This window comes from Streptomyces sp. NK08204, from assembly GCF_020400585.1.
In the GTDB taxonomy this organism is placed as follows: Bacteria; Actinomycetota; Actinomycetes; order Streptomycetales; family Streptomycetaceae; genus Streptomyces.
On the sequence record NZ_JAINVF010000006.1, the window covers coordinates 81612 to 100614 of the forward strand.

Sequence of the window (19003 nt, forward strand, 5' to 3'; positions counted from 1 at the left end):
TCAGCCCTCCAGTACCGTGCGCAGGTCCCACAGCGTGCGCCAGGTGGCGGAGCCCTGCTCGGCACGGCGCCGGACCGGACCGTCCCAGTAGCCGCGCAGCCGTGCCGCGTCCGCCGGGTCGTCCTTGCGTACGACCCCGAGGAGATGACCCGGCAGCAGCCCGAGGACGTCCCGGTCCCCGGGGAAGTAGGCCGCGGCCAGCCCCAGCGCGCCCGCCACGGACACGGCCTCGGCGGTGCTCATCACGGTGGACGGCCGCTCCACTTCCCAGCCCTCCGCCGACCGTCCCTCCCGCAGGTCCCGGAAAGCGGTGACCAGGGCCTCCAGCACGGCGTCGTCGACCTGGAACGCCGCCCCGGACCGCTCCACCGATGCCTTCGCCTGGCTGCGCACCAGCGCTGTCTCGGCGTCGAGGTCGGAAATCGGGCCCACCGTCTCGAAGTTGAAGCGGCGCTTGAGGGCGGCCGACATCTCGGACACCCCCTTGTCGCGCAGGTTCGCGGTGGCGATGAGGCTGAAACCAGGTGCCGCATGCGCCAACGCATCGTCGCTGCCCGCCAGTTCGGGTATGGCGATGCGGCGCTCCGACAGCAACGACACCAGCGAGTCCTGCACCTCGGGAAGGCAGCGCGTGACCTCCTCCACGCGGGCGATCGCTCCCCGTGTCATCGCGGTGAGCACCGGCGACGGCACGAGCGCCTGCCGGCTGGGCCCCTGGGCGAGCAACAGGGCGTAGTTCCAGCCGTACTTGAGCTGGTCCTCGGTCGTCCCGGCGGTGCCCTGCACGACCAGGCCACTGGTGCCGCACACGGCCGCCGACAGCAGCTCGGAGAGCATCGACTTGGCGGTGCCCGGCTCGCCGACGAGCAGCAGGCCCCGTTCACCGGCGAGCGTGACGACACACCGCTCCACCAGCGCCCGGTCGCCGACGAACTTCCCCTCCACCACCAGGCGGCGCGGCACCCCGGCGGGCGCCTCGGCCCCGTCGGGCAGCCGCAGTGCCTGGCCGCCGCTGCCCATGACGAACGTGACGACGGCCCGGGGCGTGAGCCGCCACGCGGGCGGCCGGGGAGCGGAGTCGTACGCGGCGAGGAAGGCCAGCTCGGTGGCGTACCGGTCCTCGGGCGGGACGATCTGCCGGGTTGTGTCGGGAGCGAGGACGGTGGTCATCGGAAAGTGCCCTTCGGCGTCGTACGGACAAAGGCCGGGCGAGTGCGAACAGAGGTGAAGCGAACCGGAGCCGAAGGGGCCGGTGTCGAGTGGTTCATCGGCGCCGCCCCCGCCGCGTCGCACGTGTGGTCAGTTCCTCGTACGCCGGGGCATCGCCCGAGCGGACGCGGTCCCAGGCGCGGGTGAACAGTTCCGGCACCGGGAGCAACGGCAGCGCGCGCTGCCGGCCGTGCACCGGGTACAGGCCCTCCTTCCACGTCTCCACCGGCAGCGCGGGCGACTTCAGGTCGCGCCAGCCGCAGGGCAGGAACAGGGTGCGCCCGGCACGTGGCCGCTTGGCCTCCACCACCAGGTCCGTCGCCGCCAGTTCGGCCCGGGCCCGCTTCATCCGGGCGGGCTTCCAGCCGGTCCAGCGGATGCAGTTGCGGTCCGTCGGATCGGGCAGGGCCAGCAGCTGGAGGTACAGCACCGCCGCGTCCTCGCCCAGGCCGTGCGCCGCGGCCACCTCGGCGACGAGCGCGGGCACCGTGACCGTCGGGTCCTGGGCACAGCCCTGCAGGCCTTCGGCCCCCGCCCCCGTGCCGGCCGAGACCGCCCGGCCCAGCTCCTCCCCGAGGAGGGTGCGCAGTGCCCGCAGGCCGTGGCCGCGCGCGGGGCCGACCAGGCCTTCGAGGAGTCCGAACACCGGGTCGTCCGCACCGGTGAGCGCAGCCGGCCGGACCAGGACGGCCTCCGTGTCCTGGTACCAGGGCCGCAGCACGATCGCCTCCCCGACCCGGGTCAGGCCGTACGCGTCGCCGCCGCCGGTCGCGGGCAGGCCGTACGCCTTGCGGAGTTCGACGGCGGTGGAGGCGCCCTTCTCCGTCCAGTCGACGTCCAGGCCGAGCATCAGCTCCGGATCGGTCATCCGATGGCGTACGGCGGCCAGGCCGTCCGGCAGCCGGTCGCGCAGGGGATGGCCGTACGGCAGGACGTAGGCCAGCGCGGCGAGGGCGTCCACCGCGCCCGCGAGGTCGTACCGGCCGGGCAGCGCCTCGGGGTCCTCCCCGACCAAGCTGCCGTTCTCGTCCGGGCGCTGGACCGTGGTGCGGCTCAGCCATGCGGTGCGGGAGGGGTTGAGCACCGTCTCGGCGTCTGCCGCGCCCAGGCCCGCCAGTTCCGTGGCGAGGTCCTCGGGTACGCGGACCAGCGAGCCGAGCCGCTCGGCCCACATCTGTCCCGCGGCCTGCGTGTCCGGGCCATGGGACCACAGGGCGGCCGGGTCGGCGGGCAGCAGCGCGCCCAGGAGCCCGGTCCGCTCCTCGTGGCCGAGGGTGTTGACCCGGGCCGTGCCGAACTCGCTCTGCCGGGGCTTGAGACCCATGACGGCCAGTCCCTCCGCCGTGGGCTCGGGCAGGAGCCCGCCGAGCAGGACGGTGGCCTGGACAGGGCCCAGTGCGCCGCCGGTCGCCGTCTGCAGCGCTTCGGCGGCCCCGGCCTGCCAGGGCGCGGCGCCCTTGTCCCGGATCAGCCGGGTGACGGCGGTCAGCTCCTCGGCCGATATGGCCGACGGACACCGGACCTCGTCGACCAGCGTGAAGTGGGCGACGGCACCGAACGCGCCGGACGGGTCGTGGTCCAGGGCCAGCCAGTTCAGCGTGTTCCGCTGCGTGTCGATGTTCCGGCAGCCGAGGATCACCACTGTGCGGCCGTCGCGGCGCAGCACCTGCCCGGCGCGCTGCTGCTTGTCGGACGGCTCGCCCAGCACGACTTCCCGGAGCGTGCCGCCGGCCGAGCCGAGCGGCCCTTCGGCGAGCGCCTCGAAGAGCAGGAGCAGCGCCTCCCGCTGGACGTCGGCCAGGGCGGGCGACGCCGCCCGGTAGGCGAGGGCGCGCAGCACGCCCAGGACGGGCGGCCACACCAGGCCGATCCCGGGAACGGTGTGCTCATCGCTGCGCCAGCCGTCACCCAGGGCGCCCAGGCGCTCCAGGCCGGGCAGCGGCTTGCCCTCGGCGGGCTTCCCGGACAGTACGTGGTTCACGGCCCGGATCTGGCGGAGGGTGCTCCACTGCTTCCCCTGCCACCAGCCGTGCAGGCCCGCGATGCCCGCGACGGCCTCGCGCACGGTGTGGTCCTCGCCGTGCTCGGGACAGTAGTCGGCGAACATGCCCTCGGTGGCGGAGCTCTGCCGGGGCCGCTCCTGCGGCGGGTTCGCGAACGCGGTGGCCGACTCGCCGATGCGCAGGGCCGAGCGGACCAGCGAGGCGACGCCGACGATCAGCCGGGCGTCGGTGAGCCCTGGCAGAGCGTTGGCCACCGCGCCCACCAGGACCTCGTCCGCCGGGGGTACCGCGGCCCTGGCGGCCTCGTCGGACCCGGCGTTCTGCAGCGCCTCCCGGCGTCCTGCCAGTGCCGTCGCGGCGGCCTGCAGCACCTGTGCCGCCTGCTCGTCGGTGAGGGCGCGCAGCACGGCCGAGCCCTGCTCGTCGCGGGGGCGCAGGGCGTGCCAGAAGGGCAGCGGGGGCACGAGCCGGGTCCCGGCGGCGAACTCGCCCCCGGGATTGTTCGGCTGCACCCGGCCCAGTTCGCCGTGCGCGGAGGTGTCGTCGCCGGCGAACACGCCGACGTGCCGGAACAGTTGCGTCACGACGGGCTCGGCGCCTCCGGGCAGCCGCAGCGCGCCGAGCGGGAACGCGCCCGCGCGGCTGCTGCCGAAGACCGGCACCGACACGGTCCGCCCGTCCGCCGTCCCGGCGGTCCTGCGCGCCTCGGCGCCCTCGCCCTCCGTGCGTACCCAGCGGCCGAGCACCGTGCCGTCGGTGCCGAACGGGCTGTTCTCCAGGCCCGGTTGCAGTGGCAGCACCTCGCACTGGCCGGGCAGCAGCCGGGCGTCCTCACGGATGCCGGCGCGCAGCAGCGCGGGCAGCGAAGCGCGGCCGTGGTCACCCGTGACCGGGTCGTACTCGAGCCACACCGTCTGCAGGCCCTGCCTGCCCTGACGCCAGTACGTGGTGCCGTCGCCGATGACCGCGCGGGTCGGCGGCAGGACCGTGTCACCGGCGTGCAGGGTGCGGCCACCGGTGGCCCGGCCGCCGCCGGGCAGCGGAATCGACGGGACGACGCTCTCGTTGCCCGACCACCAGGACGGAAGCTGTTCGCCGCCCAGCTCGAACACCTCGGCGGGCCGGGCCGACCAGTAGCCGTACTGCTTGCTGCCGTGTCGCCACATCACCAGCAACTGCCCGTCCACGTACCGGAACCGGGGGCGCTGCCAGCGGTCCAGCTCCTGGGGCAGGCGCAACGCGTGGTCGAGGAGCACCTCGCCGGGGCCGACGACGATCGCCCGGTGCCGGCGGGCCAGGATCAGCGCGGGCCAGGACTCGTGGACCGCCAGCGTGTCCGCGGTGCCCTTCCTGACCTCCGCGTCGAGCCGCTCGAGCGCCTCGTCCAGGGCGGGCCAGCCCAGTTCGTCCAGGATTCCGGCGCGCAGGGTGCGGCCGAGCAGCGGCGTCGTCCGGCACCGGGCGACGCGGGCGACGGCGTCCGGATCGACCTCGGAGGCGATCGCCCGGAAGGGGCGCAGCCGGTCGAGGGTACTGCGGGCACCGGGCAGCCCCACCGCACGCGTGACGTCGTCGGCGGCCTCGTCCAGCCACTCGCGCAGGACCCCCCGCAGGACGGGATGCGCGGCGACGGCCGTGAGCAGTTCGCCGCCCCGCTGGTCGCCGCCGACCGTCTCCACCGCCTCGTGCAGCAGAGGCCGAAGGCGCGGGTCGGCCGCGACGGCCACCAGATCGCGCACCCCGGCCCGGGTGTCCTTGAGCCAGTCGGCGAGCGGCAGGAACACCTGGACGTCCGTGTCGGGGACGGCCAGTGGGACGCCCTCGGCCACGCACAGGTCCAGCAGGTCGAGGTCGGCCCCGGCACGCCAGCGCCCGGTGAACAGGTCGACCGGGCGGCCGGTGGCCCGCAGCCGCGCGGCCATGCGCTCGACCAGCGCCAGCGTGGCCGGCGAGCGGCGGGAGAACGTGCCGCCGTGCTTGCGGAAGGACGCCCACCGGCTCAGCCACTCGCCCGGGTCGACGCCGTACTCCCGCCCCGTCTCCTCGTCGGTCAGCAGCCGCTCGGCCCCGGTCCCTGCGAGCAGCGTCAGCCAGAACTCGTCGTCCTCGACCTCCCGGCCCAGACCGGTCGGCATGATCTCCAGCAGGCGTGCGCGGACCGCCGGCCGGCGCTCGGTGAGGACGGGCAGGACGGCACGGTAGGCGGTCCAGAAGGACGCGGGCGCGCGGACCGCGGCGGGGGAGGCGATCAGGTCGGCGACCAGCGCGCACTCCTCGGTGACCCGGTCCAGGCCCGCCGCCTTGATCAGCCCGCGCGCGTCCTGCGGCAGTGAGGCGTACGGCGGCATGCCGGCCGCGCAGCGCTCCACGATCAGCTGCCGGAACTGCGCCCAGGCGGCAGCCGGGTCGAGCCGCCGGGTCAGGTCCTTCACATGCTCCTTCAGCGCTTTGACGGTCAGCGCCCCGGCGAAGGCGAACTCCAGGAACACCGCCCGCTGCCGCTCCTCGTCCACCGCGAGCGCGTGCACCCGCTCGGCCTCGCGGGCCTTGCCGAAGAACGCGGCGGCGTACGTGGTGTTCTCGTGCTCCAGGAAGACACGCGCGGCCTGTTCGTAGAACGTCGGCAGGAAGTGCGGCACGGCCCGGCCGAGCCGCTCGCCGAGCGCCTCGAAGCCCTCCTTGGCGTTGCCGGGGCGGGACTTGGCCTGCCGGGCGAGCCGCTCGACGTCCTTGACGAGGGCCAGTGCGTGGTGTCCGTTCGCCGGGTCGTTCACCAGCGCCCACGCCGGGAAGCCCAGTGTCTCCCGGCGCACCTGTCCGATCTCCTGAGCCTCCCGTTCGCGGGCCAGGCCCAGGAACTCCAGCGCCAGGTCCTCGGCCTCCCCGAGCGTGCCCGGCACCAGCCGGACCACCTGCCGGCCGTCCAGGGCGGGGTGGGTGTAGGTGCGGACGGTGAGCACGTCGGCGTCCTCACGCGCGGTGCTGCCCGGCGGCAGGACGGCGCCGGCGTCCAGGAGGGCGGCGACCGTGGTCCCGTCGTACTGCGTGTCGTACTGCGTGAGGTCGTTCATGCCGCCCGCTCCTCGTCCTCGACGTCCCGGCCGGCGTACAGCGCCGCCGCCATGCGCATGCCCTCCGACCAGGCGACCGGACCGATCTGACCGAGTGACAGGACGCGGCCGTCCGCGTCGGCCCACACCAGTGGGCCGGTCTCGGTCTCCGCGTAGCTCTCGTAGTCTCCGATCCAGACGCGGGCCTCGATGCCGCGGCCGTCCTCCAGGACGGGACACACCGCGTGACCGCCGCGCACGCGGTAGCCCAGCTGGGTGGCCCGGCCGTGCAGGAAGCGCAGTTCCTTGAAGGAGCCGCCCGCGTACTCCTCCACCTGCCGTGCGTCGGCATCGAGGCCGGCCGGGCGGTGCCAGACCTCGCGGAAGAGCTGCCGGGCGCGCTGCTCCACGCCCAGCTCCACGGCGAACTCCCGTAGTTCCGCGAGGTCTTCGAGGAGGACCGGATGCGGGATGCGGACGAGATCGGGGGTGATGCGGACGGTGTCGCCGTCGAGGTCGACCAGACCGAGGCCGCGGTCCGAACCGGCGTCCCGCAGGAACCCGGCGACCTGGCCGTCGGCGCCGGTGACCACCAGATCGCGCAGCGCCGACTGCCAGGCGGGGTCAGGCCACACCCGGGTGACGACGGCGAACGGCACGGGCAGCGAGCGAACCATCCACCGCTCGACATCGGCCAGGCACTGCCGCTCGTGCCGCTCCAGCCACTCGACGAGCTGCTTGAGGCCCACGACCGCCGGATCGTCGGCGATCTTCGGCGGTACGGACTTCAGCCGCCGCCCGGCAGCGTTGCGGCACACCACCTTCCCGCCGTCGAGGGCGACCTCGTAGTCACCCGCCGACACCCACCCCATACGTGCCTCCCCGCACCGCAGTGATCAAGTGACGGGAACTCTAGGGGAGGCCACTGACAACGCCCTCCGCGGAAACGGAGGGCGTTGTGGAAAACCGGGACGATCAGCGGCGCTGGGCGCCCTTCTCCTGGTTCTCCTGCTTCTCCTTCTTCAGGTTCTTCAGCCGCGCCGCTTCCTTGCGGACCTCGGCCTGCGTCGCGCGCTCCTTCTCCAGCCACTCGGGCCGCTCCTGCTTGAGCGCCTCGATCTGCTCGGTGGTCAGTGCCTCGGTGACCCCGGCGCGCGCGAGACCCGCGATGGACACGCCGAGCTTCGCGGCGACGACCGGACGCGGGTGGGGGCCCTTCGCTCGCAGCTCGCGCAGCCACTGGGGCGGGTTGGCCTGCAACTCGTTCAGCTCGGCGCGCGAGACGACACCCTCCTGGAACTCGGCTGGGGTGGCGGGGAGGTACACACCCAGCTTCTTCGCCGCGGTCGCGGGCTTCATCGTCTGGGTGCTCTGCTGCGAACTCATGAGGCCAAGGGTATCGGCCGCGTACGGGAGAGCCGACCACGGCCGGTAACCTGGCCTGGTGACAGGCTCGCAGGAATCACCGTCGTTCCGGCTCGCATACGTCCCCGGAGTGACGCCCGCGAAGTGGGTGCGGATCTGGAACGAGCGTCTGCCCGGCATCCCGATGACCCTCGTCCAGGTCCCGGCCGCGGAGGCACCCGAGGTGCTGCGCGCGGGCGAGGCCGACGCGGGCTTCGTACGGCTGCCGGTCGACCGTACGTTCTTCAGCGCCATCCCGCTCTACACCGAGACCACGGTGGTCGTCGTCCCCAAGGACCATGTGATCACGGCGGTGGACGAGGTGAGCCTGGACGACCTCGCCGACGAGGTGCTCTTCCACCCGCTGGACGACGTCTTCGACTGGGACAGCCCGCCCGGCGAGCCCGCCTTCGAGCGGCCCGCGACCACGCCGGACGCCATCGAGCTGGTGGCGGCGGGCGTCGGCCTCCTGCTCGTCCCGCAGTCGCTGGCCCGTCTGTACCACCGCAGGGACCTCACCTACCGTCCCGTCGTCGACGCCCCCGGGTCGAGCGTCGCCCTGTCCTGGCCGCAGGAGGCCACCACCGACCTGGTGGAGGACTTCATCGGCATCGTCCGGGGCCGCACGGTCAACAGCACGCGGGGCCGTGCGACGGCGAAACCGGAGGACGAGCCGAGGCGGAAGCGCCCTGAGCAGCGCGCCACCCGCCAGCAGCAGCCCCCCGCGAAGTCGGCCGGCGGCAAGCCCGCGGCCCGCACCGCCCGTGGCCGCACGGCATCCGGCGGCGGCGCCAAGCCGGTCAAGCGGGGCAAGCCGCGCCGAAGGTCCTGACCCCGCGGGGAAGCAGTGCCCGCAGCCGTGGCTTTTCAGCTGCGCGCGGGGTTGTGCCTGCTCGGAGCCCGTGCCGAAGGCCAGTGGTCCGGAAGAGGCGGTGCCCCGTTCTGGTTCCCGGGCGGTGTCCCGTCCCCCTCTCAGGTGGTGCCCGGTCCCGTCCCGGTCCTGTCTTCAGGTGGTGTCCGGTCCCGTCTCCAGGTGGTGTCCCGGTCTGGTTCCCTCGACAGCCCGCCTGACCCTCTCCTGCGCCCCGCCCTCCTCGCAGTCCCGCCCGACCGGTGGCCCGGTCCCCTCCGGCTCGGGATGCGTCCGGCGTTCCCGTAGGTCGGCGACCGCCAGGGCCAGCGCGATCATGATGATCCCCACAGCGGTGAGCAACCCGAGCTGGATCGCCGTGGCGGGGTGGCTGTGGTTGGCCTGGTGGGCGAAGTACACCGCGCCCACGACGGCGATCCCGGCCGCCGAGCCGACGCGCTGCCCCGTCTGCAGCACCCCGCCGGCCGCACCGGCACGGCGCACCGGGACGCGGGTGAGGGTGAGGGTCGTGTTGGGGGAGACCGTCAGGCCGGACCCGATGCCCCCGATGAGCAGCGGCAGCGCGGAAGCCCACCCGACGCCCTCGCCGGGCACCAGCTGCACCGCCACGACCACTCCGAGCAGTCCCAGCGCCACCGCGCTGAGACCGACGACGACCAGCTTGCGGCCGAAGCGCGTCACCAGCCGGCCGCCGGCGGCTGCGCCGACCGCCGAGGCGGCGGCGAAGGGCAGGACCGTGAGACCCGCCGCCAGCGCGCTGTAACCGACGGTGTTCTGCAGAAACAGCGAGTACACGAAGAAGACCGTGGTGAAGCCCGCGAAGTAGGTCAGGCTGATCAGCGCGCCGAGCGTGAAGGACCGCAGGGAGAACAGGCGCAGGTCGAGCAGGGGTGCCCGCCCGCGCCGTCCCGCGCGCCGCTCCCACGCCCAGAACGCCGCCAGCAGCAGCGCGGCCACCGGCAGCAGCGCCCACTTCCGCCGCCCCGCCCACTGCTGCTCCTGCACCAGAGGCAGCATCAGCGCCAGCACGCCCGAGCCGAGGAGCAGCACCCCGAACAGGTCGAACTCCTCCCGTCTGCCCGTCGACGCCGGGAGCCGGGGCAGCAGCCGCAGCCCCGCGGCGAAGGTGGCCACCCCGATGGGCAGGTTGACGTAGAACACCCAGCGCCAGCCGTCGCCGGTGCCGAACGCCTGGATCAGCAGGCCGCCCGCGAGCGGGCCGACCGCCGTGGAGACCCCGATGACGCTGCCCAGCATGCCGAACGCGCGGGCCCGCTCCCGTCCCTGGAACATCTGCTGGATCAGCCCCGAGGTCTGCGGGGCGATCATGCCCGCCGCCGCCCCCTGAAGCAGCCGGAACAGCACCAGCCAGGAGGCGCCGGGGGAGAGCCCGCACGCCGCCGAGGCCACGATGAACAGGGCGAGCCCGGTGAGGAAGGCCTCGCGGCGCCCGCGCATGTCGCCGAGCCTGCCCGCGGGGACGAGGGCGAGCCCGAAGGTAAGGGCGTAACCGGAGACGACCCACGACAGGTCGGCCCCGCTCGCCTGCAGCCCGCGCTGCATCGACGGAAGCGCCACGTTCACGATCGAGGTGTCCAGCAACGACATGAAGCCCGCCGTCAGACAGACCCCGAGCGCCTTCCACCGCCGGTCACCTGGGGCCGGGCGGTGCTGGACTGTAGTCATGGGGCCACGCTAGGTGGCCTTCGCCCCGGGCGCACCGCGAGAGATCACCGCCGGCGGCCCCCCGGCGGTTCCCGGACGGTGCGCGCCCCGCGGGGAGGGCCGCCCGCATCAGGGCCGGACGGACTCGGTGGGCGCCGCCGCATCCCGGAGCCACGCGTACGCCGACTGTGCGGTGAACTCCGTCTGGCCTGCGCGCCGCAGCAGCGACGCGGTGGCGAATTCCCGGGCGCCGACCTGCGCGGCCACGTACGGTCGCGGATGCAGCGCATCCCGGCCGCGTGCGCGGCGGCGCGCCGTGGGCCGTGTCCGCCAGAACCACGCGGTCCTCCGGCGCCGCGCCGAGCCGCCGGGCCGGCCGGCAGCTCCACGAACTTCCGCATCTCGGGGTGACAACGCCTTCAGCAGGGCCTCCGCCGGGGCTTGGAGGCCCACCGAGAGGGCGCCGGGGTTGCTCCTGCGGCCCAGCATGCCCGGGGTGTCAGCCGCGGGCCGCCCGCCCGACGGACTCCACCAGGGGCAGCAGCCGGTACGGGACCCGCTCGCGCAGCGCCACCTCCGTGCGGGTGCGCACCACGCCCGGCAGACTGATCAGCTTCTGGATCACGTCCTCCAGATGGGCGTTGTCCCGCCCCACCACGCGGGCCAGCAGGTCCCCGCCACCGGTGATCGAGAAGGCCTCCACGATCTCCGGTACGGCGGCCAGTGCGTCCCCGACGTCGTCCAGGTGGCCCTGGGTGACCTCGATGTGTACGAACGCCAGCACCGGATGGCCCAGGGCGGCGGGCGACAGGGAAGGGCCCGTACCGGTGATGACCCCGTCGCGCTCCATGCGGTCCAGACGGGCCTGGAGGGTGCCGCGGGCGACACCGAGGATGCGGGCGTACTCGCGCACGCTGGTGCGCGGCTGCTCCAGCAGCAGCCGCAGGATGCGGGTGTCGAGTTCGTCCACGGCCATGGTGCTCCGGCCTCCTCGTACCGACGGTGATCACCGCAGACTGTACCAATGGCCCATCCGGGCAGCCTGCGGACATAACACCCGACCTGGTCCGTTGGCTCGGCAGCGGCCGGGTGTCTCCGGGCTCCGCTGGGCCAATGGCTCAGCAATGACAGAGCGAGTTGAGCCAGTCGGCGCCCGGATGCTCTCATGGACGCGTCGATGGCGCTGCGGACCCCGCGGCGCCTTTTTCATGCGGACGATCGCATGCGGACAACCACCGTGCGTACAGACGACCACAAGGGGGCGGGCAGTAGTGCTGAAGAGGATGTTCGTGGCTCCGGACCCGGGGCGGGCGCGCCTGCGCTTCGCCGCGCGGGCCGTCCTCGGCATCGGGCTGGCGGTCGCGGTCTGCGGACTGGCCGGACACTCCCTCGTCGGCGCGGTCACCGGCGGTCTCGCCGCGCTGCTCGCCCTGTTCACCGTCACGGATCCGACCGTGCGCGGCCAGGCGGTCACCACTGCGCTGCTGCCCGCCGTCGGCGTGCCCGTGCTCGCCGTCGCGGCCGAGCTGCACAACGTTCCCGTGGCGCGGGACCTGGTCTTCCTGGCCGTCGTCGGCGCCGGCGTGTACGCGCGCCGGTGGGGCCCGCGCGGGCACAGCCTCGGCGTGTTCGCCTTCATGACGTTCTTCGTCGCCCAGTTCGTGCACGCCACCCCCGAACAGCTGCCCGAGCTGTACGCCGCCGTCCTGCTGTCCGTGCTCAGTGCCGCGGTGGTGCGCTTCGGCGTGTGGTGCTACGAGCGCCGGCTGCCCGTGCCGGCCGTACCCGCACCGCCCGGGGGAACCGGCCTCGCCCGCGTGACCACCCGCCAGGCCGTCCAGGCGACCGCGGGCGCGGGTTTCGCGCTCGTCGTCGGCCAGCTGGTGTCCGGCCAACGCTGGTACTGGGCCGTCGGCGCCACCTGGTGGATCTTCGTCAACACGGCCTCGCGCGGTGAGACGCTGGTGCGCGGTTTCCGCCGGGTCCTCGGCACGGTGATCGGCATCGGCCTGGGCTTCCTCGTCGCCGTCCCCGTCCACGGGGCGCCCGCGCCCACCATTGTCCTCGTCGCGGTCGCCGTCTTCGGCATCTTCTACACGGCGGCCGTGTCCTACACCTGGATGATGCTCTGGGTGACCGTACTCGCCGAGATGCTCTACGGCGTCCTCGGCGTACTGAGCCCTGCCCTGCTCGCCCTGCGCGCGGCCGAGACCACGGTGGGCGCGCTCGGTGCCGTGCTCGCCGTCCTGTTCGTGCTGCCGGTCAGCACCCACGCCACCACCGACGTGTGGATCCAGCGCGCCCTGCGCTGCGTCCACGCCTGCACCGCCGAGGCCGCGGCGCGGCTCGCGGGTTCGGCGACGGCCGACCCGGCGCCGCTCGTCGCCGAGCTGGAGCAGTTGCTCGGCCGGGTACGGCTCTCGGTCGCCCCGCTGGTGCACCCGCTCAACCCGATGCTCGGCCGCAAGCACCGAGCCCGCCGGGTGGTCGCCCTGCTCGACGACTGCGCCCGGGAGATCCGCGGCCTGGTCGCCGTCGCCGCCGACCCCGAGGCCTCGCACGACGCCCGCCTCGCCGCCGCCTGCTGGCGGGTGGAGGCCGCCGTGGAGGCCCTCACCCAGGGCCGCCACGTCACGTTCGTGCCGGAGCCACCCGCCGAGCCCGCCCTGGCCCATCTGCACCGTGTGGAGCGCGCCCTCGCCGACCTGGCCGAGCCGCTGCGGGCACCGACGGGGTCGCCGCTGGTGGGCGCCTGAGCCGAGGCCCGTCGTGCCCGGGGCTCTCCTGAGCACGAGTGAAGAAGCGCCCCGCCGAGCCACTCTTGGTCTAGACCGCCCTGGGTCGACTGCTACCGTCGGCCCCGGACGGGCTCGACCTCGGGTGGCGAGAGGGGACTGCGGTGGCAGTGGACGGCAGGCCGGGCAGGCGCGGGGCGTGCAGGGCGTTCATCGGCTCGTTCACCGCGGCGGGCGGACCCGGTCTGGTGACCGCGCAGGTCCGGCCGCACGACGGCGCCCTCAGCCCGGTCTCCGCCCTCAACCACCTGCCCGACCCCTCGTATCTCGCCCTGTCACCGGACGGGAGCACGCTCTACGCGGTCAGCGAGACGGCCGACGGTGCCGTCGCCGCGTACCGGGTGCACGGCGACACGCCGGAACCCGTCGGCCTGCCCGTGGCCGTCGGCGCCAGCGGGCCCACCCACCTCAGCCTGTACGCCGGGCACGTCCTGACCGCCAACTACGGCTCCGGCAGCGTCACCGCCGTGCCTGTGCGTCCCGACGGCACGCTCGCCGCCGCTCCGTCCGGAGTGCTCCGGCACACCGGCTCGGGCCCGCACGACCGGCGGCAGCGCGGCCCGCACGCCCACCAGGTCCAGCCCGACCCCAGCGGCCGGTGGGCCGTCAGCGTCGACCTGGGCACGGACTCGGTACGCGTGTGCCGGCTGGACGGAGGCGCCCCCGTCCTGCACGGGGAGTTCGCGCTGCGTCCCGGCTCGGGCCCCCGCCACCTGGCCTTCCACCCGGACGGCGGCCACGCCTACGTCGTCAACGAACTCACCCCCACGGTCACCGTCTGCCGCTGGGACGCCGGTGGCGGCGCCCTCAAGCCGCTGGTCGAGGTGCCGGTCCTGCCGGGCGCCCCGGTCGGCGACGCCTACCCCTCGGGGATCGTCGTCTCGCCCGACGGCCGCTTCGTATGGACCGCGACGCGCGGTGAGGACGTCCTGTCCGTGTTCGCCGTCGTGGGGGCCGACGGGGACGGGCTCCGGCTGACCGGCGCGGTGCCGTGCGGCGGCCACTGGCCGCGCGCGCTGGCCTTGCACGACGGCTTCCTGTACGCGGCCAACGAACGCTCCGGCGACGTGACCTGGTTCGCCGTGGACGGGACGACGGGGCTGCCCCGCTACGAAGGGCATGTGGAGGTCACGGCGGCCTCCTGCGTCGTCTTCGGCTGAGCCGGCGGGCCCGTTCCGGCACAGCGACGGCCCGCTCCAGCAGAGGGAGCGGGCCGTGTGTCGTCTGGGTGCCGTGCCGTGCCGTGCCGTGCCGTCCGCGTCAGCGGACCGGCGTGCCCTGCGCCTGCGGCGGGACGATGCCCAGTGCGGTCGTGTACTTGGCCAGGGCGAGCTTGCCGATCGCCGGGTAGGCACCCAGCGACTCGGCGGCGGCGCAGCCCGCCTCCTCGGCAGCCGCCGCCAGCAGCGCGGGGTCGATCTCCGGGCCGATCAGGTACGGCGCCAGGGCCAGCTGCTGCGAGCCCGAGGAACGCAGCTGCTCGGCCACGGAGGCGATCGCGCCCTCCTGGTCCAGGGCCGCCGCCATCACCGGCACGGCCAGGCGCGCGGCGAGCAGCATGCCGGTGATCCCGGCCGCCTGTACGGCCTCCTCGCCACCCACGGACGCCAGGATGATGCCGTCCGCGGCCGTGGCCACGGTGAACAGGCGGGCGCGGTCGGCGCGGGCCAGACCCGCCTCGGACAGGCGTACGTGCAGTGCCTCGGCGAGCAGCGGGTGCGGGCCGAGGGCGTCGGTCAGGTCGGCGGCGACCCGGCTGTCCATCACCGACTGGCGGATCTGCCGCAGCAGGGCGCTGTCCGGACCGGCCAGCAGCGGAACGACGACGGCGACCGGGCCGTCGGGCTCCTCGGCCTCGACACCGGCGGCCAGTGCCTGCTCGTAACGGGCGGTGCGCTCGTCGGCGGCGTGCGCCAGCACCGACCGCAGCGAGGGAAACTCCGAGTCGTCCCCGTCCAGGTAACCGATCCGGGCGTCCAGACCGGGCAGCTCGGAGCGGGCGATGCTCACGACCTCCTCGGCGAGAGCGCACGTGGCGGTGCTGGGCACGCCGGGCACCGCGAGAACGAGCGCGGGCGCGCCGTCAGGAGCCACCAGCGGTTCCGGGCGGCGGTGCCGTCCGGGCTGGCGGGGTCGCGGCATTCGTACTGGCAGGCCGGACGCGGGCCCAGTGGGGGAGCTCATGGCGCCGCATGTTACTGGCTTCCTGGGCTTCCCTGTTCGGGGAGGGTGCAGGTGAGCGGTATCCGTCCGGTTTTGTCTGCCGAGGTGCCCACCCATGACGCATCATTCAGGCACATGTCGCATACATGCCGAACTCTTGATAGGAAAAGGGATCAATCTACTTTTGTGAAGACCGTGTGGAGCAAGGTCGGTTCACCCGGCAAGGTGAGCCGGCCGGTCGCCAGGTCGGCGGCGATCCGCGCCGCGCCGTGCAACGGGTCGCTCTCGGCCGGAACCCGTCGGGCGTGCGGCAGCCGGGCCGCCAACTCCTCGCCGAGCGGTACGAGCAGCGGGTCCCCCATCGCGAACAGACCGCCGGTGAGCGCCACCTCGGGTGCCCCGGAGGCGGGGCACACGGCGGCGGCGGACTCGGCCATGTTCCGGGCCGCGGCCCGCAGGATGCCGGCGGCGACCGGGTCGTGCCCGGCGCAGGCGGCCACCCGCGGCGCGAAGGAGGCGAGGACGGCGGGCCGGTCGGAGCGGGGGTAGAGCAGGCCGGGCAGCGCACGCACCGGTCCGAACTGCTCCTGCGCGCAGGCCAGCAGCGGGCCGGAGCCGCCCTCCCGGCCGTCGTGGGCGCGCAGCGCGGCCTCGAGGCCGGCCCGGCCGATCCACGCGCCGCCGCCGCAGTCGCCCAGCAGGTGCCCCCAGCCGTCCGCCCGCCGCCAGCCGGTCAGATCGGTACCGATGGCGATGAGGCCGGTGCCGGCGGCGAGCACGGCACCGGGGCGGGCACCCAGGGCGCCCACGTAGGCGGTGACGGCGTCGGCGGCGAGCGCCACCCGGCGCACACCCAGCTCCCGGGCGAGGGCGCCCGGAAGTTCGGCGCGCAGGGCGTCGCCCAGGGAGGCGAACCCGGCGGCGCCCACAACGGCGGTGTCCAGTACGCCCACACCGGTCTCCGCGGCCAACGACCTTGCCAGGGGGACCAGTTGCCCGATCAGATGGCCGGGGTCGATCCCGCGCGGGCCGGTGCGCACCGGCTCTCTTGTCTCCCGCGCCGCCGACGGCTCCCGCCCCGGGGTGCCGACGACGACCCGGAGGCCGGAGCCCCCCGAGTCCACGGCGAGATACCCGGCGACGGTCACGGCAGACGCCAGTCCACCGGTTGTCCTCCCTGCTGGATCAGCAGGTCGTTGGCCCGGCTGAACGGACGCGAGCCGAAGAACCCACGGTCGGCCGACATGGGCGAGGGGTGCGCCGACTCCACGGCGGGCAGAGCGCCGAGCAGCGGCCGGAGGTTGCGGGCGTCCCGGCCCCACAGGATGGACACCAGCGGCTTGCCGCGCCCGGCCAGGGCTCGGATGGCCTGCTCGGTGACCTCCTCCCAGCCCTTGCCGCGATGGGCGCCCGGACTGCGCGGGGCGGTGGTGAGCGCCCTGTTGAGCAGCAGCACGCCCTGCTGCGTCCACGGGGTCAGGTCGCCGGTGGCCGGCTGGGGCAGTCCCAGGTCGGCGGTCAGCTCGCGGTAGATGTTGATCAGGCTCGGCGGCAGCGGGCGGACGTCGGGTGCGACCGAGAACGACAGCCCCACCGCATGGCCCGGGGTCGGGTACGGATCCTGACCGACGATCAGGACCCGTACTTCGTCGAAGGGTTGCTGGAAGGCCCGCAGGACGTTCGGTCCGGCCGGAAGGTAGGTGCGTCCCGCGGCGATCTCCGCGCGCAGGAAGTCGCCCATCCCGGCGATCCGTCCGGCGACGGGTTCCAGGGCCTTCGCCCAGCCCGGTTCGACGATTTCATGCAAGGGTCGTGGTGCCACGGCCGTCACCCTACTGCCGTACGGCGGCAGGTGATCAACCGGTGGCCGGGGCAGGCGGACCCCACAGGCTCTCAGGCGACCACCGCCGCTCGCACACACAGCACGTCCGGCAGGTGCGCGGCCAGTTGCCGCCAGGTGTCGCCGTCGTCCGCCGAGGCGAACACCTCGCCGTTGCGGTTGCCGAAGTACACACCGGCCGGATCGGCGTCGTCGGTGCACAGCGCGTCGCGCAGCACCGTGCCGTAGTGGTCCTCGGACGGCAGCCCCCTGGACAGCGGTTCCCAGCTCTCGCCCGCGTCGGCCGTGCGGAAGACCCGGCAGCGGCGCCCGGCCGGCACCCGGTCGGCGTCGGCGTTGATCGGGAAGACGTACGCCGTGCCGCCCCGGTGCGGATGAGCCGCGGCGGCGAAGCCGAACGTCGAGGGCAGGCCCGCGCCGATGTCGGTCCAGTGCGCGCCCGCGTCGTCGCTGCGGTACACCCCCCAGTGGTTCTGCAGATACAGCCGGTCCGGGTCGCCCGCGTCCTTGGCGACCTTGTGCACGCACTGACCGAACTCCGGGTTCGGATCGGGCAGGAACACCGCCGACACACCGGAGTTGGACGGCGCCCAGCTCGCGCCGCCGTCCGTGGTACGGAACACCCCGGCCGCGGAGACGGCCACGGTCACCGCCCGTGGGTCGCGCGCGTCCGTGATCACCGTGTGCAGGCCCTCACCCCCACCGCCCGGCACCCACTGCGAGCGGGTGGGGTGCTCCCACAGGGGCCGCACCAGCTCGAACGTCTCCCCACGGTCCGCCGAGCGGTACAGCGCGGCCGGTTCCGTGCCCGCGTACACCACGTCCGGCTCGGCGGCGGCCGGGTGCAGCTGCCACACCCGCTCCAGCGAAGCTCCGGTGTCCTGGGGGAACTTGACGGCGGGCTGGGCGGGTTCGGTCCAGGTGCGGCCGAGGTCGTCGGAGTGGAACACCGACGGTCCCCAGTGCGCGCTGTCGCCGCCGGCCAGCAGCCTCGGCCGCTCACCCCGGGTGTCGATGGCGACCGAGTAGACGGCCTGGGCGTTGAAATAGGGACTCTCGTCGAACTCCCAGGCGCCACCGCGCCGCCGTCCGATGAACAGGCCCTTGCGGGTGCCCACGGCGAGCAGTACCTCGGTCATGCCGATCACCTCCGGGACGTCTTCGTCCGGGTAGCCGTCAGTTATCGGCCAGTCTGCACCCCGCCACTGACAGTCTCCCCGGTACGGAACGTTCTCGCAGGTCGCAGCGGCGTCGTCGGCCCGGAGCGAAGATCGGCCGAATCCGTTCCCGGATGTGCCTGCGCGATACCGGGGTCTCGTGCGACCGTCGAAGTGACGACTCGTCGTGAGCGGGGGGCCAACGCTCCCGCAGGGGAGGGCGTTCCGGTGTGTCGGTGCGCTCGTGGGGAGGATGCCTTGAAGGCGTTCCGGGGTCCGAAGGTGCGGCTGTGGCGCTGGCGGCGCAATCCGCTGAAGCGGCGGGCCGACGTGCTGGAGGCCTGGGTGGTGGTCGGTGTGTGGCTGCTGACCGTCCTGACCGGGGTGCTGTGCGGTCTCGCGGCGGACCGGTCGCTGGAGCACACGCTGGCCCGGCAACGCGCGACCTCGCGCCCCGCCGTCGCACGCCTCGTGGCGCCGGTCCCGGGGGCGCCGCGGGTACAGAGCGAGGTCGTCCCGGGTGACCGGATCTGGGCCAAGGTGCGCTGGAGTGCGGCCGACGGCTCGACCCGCACCGGGGAGGTGCGCGTCGAGCCGGGGAGCCCGGCCGGCACCCGGATCATCGTCTGGACCGACCCGAAGGGCCACCTCGTCAGCCGTCCGGTAGATGCCTCCGAGTCCGCCTTCCGGGCCGGCCTGATCGGCGTCTTCGTCGGGGTGAGCACCGCCGCAGTCCCCTTCGTCGGCGGCATGGTCCTGCGTGACCGGATGGAGCGCCGCCGCCTGGACCGATGGGAGACGGAATGGGCGCGATGGGGCCCGCAGTGGCGACGGATGGTCTGAGGC

14 protein-coding genes and 1 pseudogene are annotated in these 19003 nt (G+C 74.2%); 4 read left to right on the forward strand and 11 right to left on the reverse strand.

Annotation, left to right across the window (positions count from 1 at the left end; genetic code table 11):
* From K7G59_RS11995 to K7G59_RS12010, 4 genes are all read right to left on the reverse strand, one after another.
* Positions 1-1170, reverse strand: a complete 1170-nt coding sequence (locus K7G59_RS11995; RefSeq protein WP_225833282.1) for an AAA family ATPase — start codon at positions 1168-1170, stop codon at positions 1-3.
* Positions 1171-1264: 94 nt separating this feature from the next.
* Positions 1265-6283 carry a hypothetical protein gene (locus K7G59_RS12000; RefSeq protein ID WP_225833284.1) on the reverse strand — a complete coding sequence of 1673 codons (5019 nt, stop codon included), beginning with the start codon at positions 6281-6283 and terminating at the stop codon, positions 1265-1267.
* Complete coding sequence (locus tag K7G59_RS12005; RefSeq protein WP_225833286.1) at positions 6280-7134, reverse strand: DUF4132 domain-containing protein; 855 nt, start codon at positions 7132-7134, stop codon at positions 6280-6282. Before K7G59_RS12005 ends, K7G59_RS12000 begins: the two co-directional genes overlap by 4 nt.
* Positions 7135-7237: 103 nt before the next feature.
* A complete protein-coding gene (locus K7G59_RS12010; RefSeq protein WP_225833288.1) occupies positions 7238-7648 on the reverse strand; it encodes a DUF5997 family protein in 411 nt (136 codons plus the stop codon).
* A 58-nt stretch (positions 7649-7706) separates the two neighbouring features.
* Between K7G59_RS12010 and K7G59_RS12015 the strand changes: the two genes are divergently transcribed.
* Complete coding sequence (locus K7G59_RS12015) at positions 7707-8498, forward strand: LysR family substrate-binding domain-containing protein (protein ID WP_225833289.1); 792 nt, start codon at positions 7707-7709, stop codon at positions 8496-8498.
* A gap of 174 nt (positions 8499-8672) precedes the next feature.
* On the opposite strand, the gene K7G59_RS12020 is transcribed toward K7G59_RS12015, so the two are convergent.
* From K7G59_RS12020 to K7G59_RS12030, 3 genes and pseudogenes are all read right to left on the reverse strand, one after another.
* Positions 8673-10223, reverse strand: a complete 1551-nt coding sequence (locus K7G59_RS12020; RefSeq protein WP_225833292.1) for an MFS transporter — start codon at positions 10221-10223, stop codon at positions 8673-8675.
* Between the two features lie 108 nt (positions 10224-10331).
* Positions 10332-10575: pseudogene (locus K7G59_RS12025) on the reverse strand (HAD family phosphatase); the annotation flags it as partial.
* A 126-nt stretch (positions 10576-10701) separates the two neighbouring features.
* A complete protein-coding gene (locus K7G59_RS12030; RefSeq protein WP_225833296.1) occupies positions 10702-11178 on the reverse strand; it encodes an Lrp/AsnC family transcriptional regulator in 477 nt (158 codons plus the stop codon).
* A 295-nt stretch (positions 11179-11473) separates the two neighbouring features.
* Between K7G59_RS12030 and K7G59_RS12035 the strand changes: the two genes are divergently transcribed.
* Together K7G59_RS12035 and K7G59_RS12040 are read left to right on the forward strand one after the other, a co-directional pair.
* Entirely contained in the window at positions 11474-12958 is a 1485-nt protein-coding gene (locus K7G59_RS12035) for an FUSC family protein (protein WP_225833299.1), read from the forward strand.
* A gap of 143 nt (positions 12959-13101) precedes the next feature.
* On the forward strand, positions 13102-14157 hold the full coding sequence (locus K7G59_RS12040) for a lactonase family protein (protein ID WP_225833302.1): 1056 nt from the start codon (positions 13102-13104) through the stop codon (positions 14155-14157).
* A gap of 100 nt (positions 14158-14257) precedes the next feature.
* Here the strand turns inward: K7G59_RS12040 and K7G59_RS12045 are convergent, their stop codons facing one another.
* From K7G59_RS12045 to K7G59_RS12060, 4 genes are all read right to left on the reverse strand, one after another.
* Positions 14258-15181: a sirohydrochlorin chelatase gene (locus K7G59_RS12045; RefSeq protein WP_225833305.1), complete on the reverse strand. Its 924-nt coding sequence runs from the start codon at positions 15179-15181 to the stop codon at positions 14258-14260.
* Positions 15182-15333: 152 nt separating this feature from the next.
* Positions 15334-16308 (reverse strand): BadF/BadG/BcrA/BcrD ATPase family protein, encoded by a 975-nt coding sequence (locus tag K7G59_RS12050; RefSeq protein WP_225833308.1) that lies wholly within the window; start codon positions 16306-16308, stop codon positions 15334-15336.
* Positions 16305-16982, reverse strand: a complete 678-nt coding sequence (locus K7G59_RS12055; protein ID WP_225833310.1) for a uracil-DNA glycosylase — start codon at positions 16980-16982, stop codon at positions 16305-16307. Before K7G59_RS12055 ends, K7G59_RS12050 begins: the two co-directional genes overlap by 4 nt.
* Before the next feature lie 71 nt (positions 16983-17053).
* On the reverse strand, positions 17054-18139 hold the full coding sequence (locus tag K7G59_RS12060) for an exo-alpha-sialidase (RefSeq protein ID WP_225833312.1): 1086 nt from the start codon (positions 18137-18139) through the stop codon (positions 17054-17056).
* A 276-nt stretch (positions 18140-18415) separates the two neighbouring features.
* Here K7G59_RS12060 and K7G59_RS12065 point away from each other — a divergent pair, with 276 nt between their 5' ends.
* Positions 18416-19000: a hypothetical protein gene (locus K7G59_RS12065; RefSeq protein ID WP_225833314.1), complete on the forward strand. Its 585-nt coding sequence runs from the start codon at positions 18416-18418 to the stop codon at positions 18998-19000.
* The last annotated feature ends 3 nt before the right edge of the window (positions 19001-19003 follow it).